The sequence below is a fragment of the Sphingomonas sp. genome (assembly GCF_035555815.1).
In the GTDB taxonomy this organism is placed as follows: Bacteria; Pseudomonadota; Alphaproteobacteria; order Sphingomonadales; family Sphingomonadaceae; genus Sphingomonas.
The window spans coordinates 1-2850 of the sequence record NZ_DATMGG010000164.1 but is presented as its reverse complement, the minus strand read 5'-3'; the positions used below and the strand labels follow the sequence as shown (position 1 = coordinate 2850).

At 70.2% G+C, this 2850-nt stretch carries 4 protein-coding genes; 2 read left to right on the top strand and 2 right to left on the bottom strand.

What is annotated here, in order from left to right; all coding sequences use genetic code 11:
* Window positions 1-111: 111 nt before the first annotated feature.
* Window positions 112-1269 carry a glycosyltransferase family 1 protein gene (locus tag VNR91_RS09080; RefSeq protein ID WP_325490445.1) on the top strand — a complete coding sequence of 386 codons (1158 nt, stop codon included), beginning with the start codon at window positions 112-114 and terminating at the stop codon, window positions 1267-1269.
* A gap of 115 nt (window positions 1270-1384) precedes the next feature.
* On the opposite strand, the gene VNR91_RS09075 is transcribed toward VNR91_RS09080, so the two are convergent.
* Window positions 1385-1699 carry a DUF2218 domain-containing protein gene (locus VNR91_RS09075; protein WP_325490444.1) on the bottom strand — a complete coding sequence of 105 codons (315 nt, stop codon included), beginning with the start codon at window positions 1697-1699 and terminating at the stop codon, window positions 1385-1387.
* Between the two features lie 82 nt (window positions 1700-1781).
* Window positions 1782-2432: a PadR family transcriptional regulator gene (locus tag VNR91_RS09070; RefSeq protein ID WP_325490443.1), complete on the bottom strand. Its 651-nt coding sequence runs from the start codon at window positions 2430-2432 to the stop codon at window positions 1782-1784.
* A gap of 153 nt (window positions 2433-2585) precedes the next feature.
* On the opposite strand from VNR91_RS09070, the gene VNR91_RS09065 reads away from it, so the two are divergent.
* On the top strand, window positions 2586-2850 hold a 265-nt coding region (locus VNR91_RS09065; RefSeq protein WP_325490442.1), incomplete at its 3' end, for an AAA family ATPase.

The window sequence follows — 2850 nt, the reverse complement described above, 5'->3', positions numbered from 1 at the left end:
CACGTAGCGTTTCTTCGCCTTCACCATGCCCGCCAGCATATCGCGTGCGGAACGAAAGGGAAACGAAAAAGCCGGATGGCGTTCGGATCGCGCGGGCGCTATCGCCCGTCCATGCAAGCCACCGATCTGCGGGTCGCGCTGTTCAGCGGCAATTACAACTACACGCGCGACGGCGCGAACCAGGCGCTCAACCTGCTGGTCGGGCATCTGCTGGATCGCGGCGCGGCGGTGCGCGTCTATTCGCCGACGATCGATCCGCCGGCGTTTCCGCCGACCGGCGACCTGGTCAGCGTGCCGGCAATCCCGATGCCCGCCGGGCGCGCCGAATACCGGCTGGCGCGCGGGCTGCCCGCCGCGATCCGCGCCGACCTGTCCGCCTTCGCCCCCAACGTCGTCCATGTCTCCGCGCCCGAGATCCTCGGCCACCGCGCGGTGACGTGGGGGCGGCGCCACGGCATCGCCACGGTCGCGTCGCTCCACACCCGGTTCGAGACCTATCCGCGCTATTACCACATCGGCTTTGTCGAGCCGTTGCTGGTGCGGCTGCTGACGCGGTTCTACAACCGCGTCGATCAGGTGTTCACGCCCGGCCAGTCGATGGCCGAACTGATCCGCGGCTGGGGCGTGACCAGCCCGATCGGCATCTGGTCACGCGGGGTCGATCACGACCGCTTCACCCCGGCGCGGCGCAGCCTGGAGTGGCGGCGCGGGCTGGGCATCGCCGACGATGAGGTCGCGGTGGGCTTCCTGGGCCGGCTCGTGCTGGAAAAGGGGCTCGACATCTTCGCCGACGTGCTCCGCGAGCTGAAGGCGCGCGGCGTCCGGCACCGCGTCCTGGTGATCGGCGACGGACCGGCGCGCGAATGGTTCGCCGAACGGGTGCCCGACGCCGCCTTCGCCGGGTTCCAGCGCGGCGACGACCTCGGCCGCGCCGTCGCGAGCATGGACGTGTTCTTCAACCCCAGCGTCACCGAGACGTTCGGCAACGTCACGCTGGAGGCGATGGCGGCGGCGGTGCCGGTGGTCGCGGCGCGCGCGACCGGCGCGATCGACCTGATTGACGACGGCGTCACCGGCCGGCTGGTGCCCGCGCGCGACGTGTCGGCCTATGCCGACGCGATCGCGCACTACGCGCAGGAAGATTCCGCGCGCCACGCCGCCGGCGCCGCCGGCCACGCCAAGGCGGCCGGCTATGTGTGGGAACGGATCAACCAGGTCGTGCTCGACAGCTATCTGGAATTGCTGACGCGGCGGGGCGGCGGGGTTTGACCTCCTCCCCGGCGAAGGCCGGGGCACAGTCGCGATACAAGGGTTGGCGGACGATTCGCGCCGTCACATCGGCCTGTCTGACCGGGCCCCGGCCTTCGCTGGGGAGGTGGTGCCGCTATTTCCAGTCGAAGCTCAGCGGCGCCTCGCGGAAGGCGAAGCGATCGAGGTGGCGCTGCACCGCGCCCTGCAACGCTTCCGAATGTTCCGCGCTGCTGGCGTCGATCCGCACGTCGAGCACATCGGCGCCGGCGGTGAAGGTGACCAGACCGTCGCCGGGCCAGTCCGCCCCGCGCGCGTCCTTCGGGAACACCACGGTGCCATGATCGGGGGTGAATTCCACGGCGAGATTGTGCTGCCAGTGCTTGCACAGCTGCTGAAGATATTTGCTGCCGTTCGCGGTCGGCACGCGGGCGGTGACGGTGACCGTCATGGCGGTTCTCCTTGAAATGGCGGGCGCCGGCTGGAGACCCAGCCGGCGCCGCAACAGATTGAGGCGCGGTATCACGCCGGCCTTACAGGCGCTCGATTTTCTGCGCCGCTTCGTCGAGGATCGCCGCCACCGCGTGCATCGTCTCGGCATCGGCATCCTCGGCCGACATGCGATCGCCGATCGCCGATCGCAGATTGCCGATGGCGCGGCGGATCGGTGGGCCGCCGCTCGACCGTTCGCGATGTTCGGCGAGGTGGGCGATCCGCGCCATCAGCGCCGCGACCTCCTCCGCCTTGGCCTCGAGCTCGGCCTCGCCGGCCGGGGTGACCGCGAACAGCTTCCGCGCGCCGTCCGACTGCTGTTCCTCGATATGGCCCATGTCGGCGAGCAAGGTCAGCGTCGGATAGACCACGCCGGGGCTGGGCGCATAAGCGCCGCCGGTGCGCTCTTCGATCTCCTTGATCAGGTCATAGCCGTGGCGCGGCTGGTCCGCGATCAGGCGCAACAGCACCAGCCGCAGCTCGCTGCCGTCGAACATCCGACGACGCCCGCGACCGGGGCCGCCGCGCTCGTCCGACATTTCCCAGCGAAAGCTGAAAGGCCCGCGCGACCAGTGCCCGCCACGACGCCCGCCGGCGCGCTCGGCACCCCAGTGCCCGCCGCCCCAATGCTTGCCGCCGTGCCGCCCCTCCGGGCCGCAACCGCGCCCTTCTCCACGATGTCCAAAATGCATGTACGATATCCTTGATTGGTTCATGATGGCACTAAGATATATCGTAGACGCTCTTTGTCAATCGCGGCCGCGCATTTTTGTCGCCGGCGATCCGACGCGCCGGCGGCGACACGGCTGGTCGCGCGGGCGCGCCGCGCCTATCTTGGAAGCCGCATGGCCGACCTCTTCGCCACCTTCGATCCGCCGCCGGCCGCGCCGCCCGCCGCCGACGCGCCGCTGGCCGACCGCCTGCGCCCGGCGCTGCTGGAGGATGTCGTCGGGCAGGAGCATCTGACCGGGCCGGAAGGCGCGATCGGCCGGATGGTCGCCGCCGGGCGGCTGTCGTCGATGATCCTGTGGGGGCCGCCGGGCACCGGCAAGACCACGATCGCGCGGCTGCTGGCGGATGCCGTGGGACTGCGATTCGTCGCGATCTCGG